1 protein-coding gene is annotated in these 1,473 nt (G+C 40.8%); it reads left to right on the top strand.

Features of this window, described 5'->3' with window-relative positions; genetic code table 11:
- A partial coding sequence (locus LPH68_RS26165; RefSeq protein ID WP_230297264.1) for an ISL3 family transposase occupies positions 1 to 1,443 on the top strand: 1,443 nt, incomplete at its 5' end.
- Positions 1,444 to 1,473: the final 30 nt, after the last annotated feature.

The following is a 1,473-nucleotide window of genomic DNA, read 5'->3' as shown; positions in this document are numbered from 1 at the left end:
TACTCCCGTCATATTCAGGATCTTGAAGTTTACGGTCATACTTTGGAGTTAGTCATAAAGGTTGGCAAATATTATTGCGAAAATGTTTCTTGTCCGCGAAAAATATTCTGCGAACCGTTGTCTTTTCTGGCTCGTCGGTATGGTAGACGGAGCTATCTTGTTGAGGAACGCATCAGATCGATAAGCTTGGAACTTACTTCCCGAAAGGCCTCTTCTCTTTTGCAGCTGTTCCATATAACGGCCAGTAGCTCTTCCTGCTTACGCATCCTACAACAGTGCGGGCAACATAATCCTATGCATAATAAAAGTATTTATGTAGGTATTGATGATTTTGCCTATAAAAAAGGTAAGGATTATATGAGTGTGGTCGTAGACCAGATGACACACATGCCTATTGCTTTGTTAGAGGATAGAAACGGAGAAGCGCTTGATAACTGGCTCACCCGGAATCCTCAAATACAATATATAACGAGAGACCGTGGAAGATGTTTCACAGAGGCTATAAACAGAATAATCCCTGGTGTTACACAAATCTGCGACCGGTTCCATCTAACCAAGAATATGACGGACACGATGATACCGGAAATAGAGAAAATGATTCGTCAGACCAAGCAAAAGCTCAAATACGAATATCCTGACAGAGACACGGCTTCTTCGTTAATTCTTCAGGACATATTTAACATGGGAGATGTCCGACACAGAGAAAAATTGAAGATATACAGGGAAAGCCTGAACTTAAAAATGCAGGGGATGACCATTGAGCAGACAGCCGCGCATTTGGGCAAGAAAAGTCGCTACATTTATAAGCTCATTCACAACAGGAGAATAGGGGCATACTTGAATGAGCAACAGAAGACAGCTCTTAAATATGTATCCGAACTGGCTACAATCATTAGTGCGGGCTGTATTACCCGAAAAATATTGGCACAAAAAATGGGGAGTAAAATCAGTGGCGCACTTATTGGAAGGATAACATCCAGCTTGCGAAAAATGTATCAACAAAAGAGGAAGGAAGTCAAGGAGCATAATGAGAGCATTGAAAACGGAAGTAAAACACAGAGAGTTTCACAGAATCAGATACGCAAATACATTCTAAAGGGAGAATCGGATAATCCTAAACTAGCGGAACTATATAAGTCCTCACCACAGATTAAAGAACTCTTAAGCGTGTGTCAGAATTTCAGAGATATGATTAATGGGAACACTTATGATAAGGATATTAGAAAGTGGATTGAAAAAGCGAAGGCAACACGGAATATGGCACTGACGAACTTTGCATATGGTATTGAAAAAGACTGGGAGGCAGTACAGGCAGCTATTGATATCCCCTTCAGTAACGGATTACTGGAGGGGACAGTGAATAAAATTAAAGCGGTAAAAAGGCAGATGTACAATAGGGCAGGAAGCAAACTACTGAGAGCCAAGATTCTTTATTCACAATAGAAGAAGTACCACCAAATTTGACGAAGAACC

Source organism: Bacteroides sp. 1_1_30 (assembly GCF_020982715.1).
Lineage (GTDB): Bacteria > Bacteroidota > Bacteroidia > Bacteroidales > Bacteroidaceae > Bacteroides > Bacteroides xylanisolvens.
The sequence above is the reverse complement of the archived record's forward strand: the minus strand, read 5'-3'. Positions and strand labels throughout refer to the sequence as shown.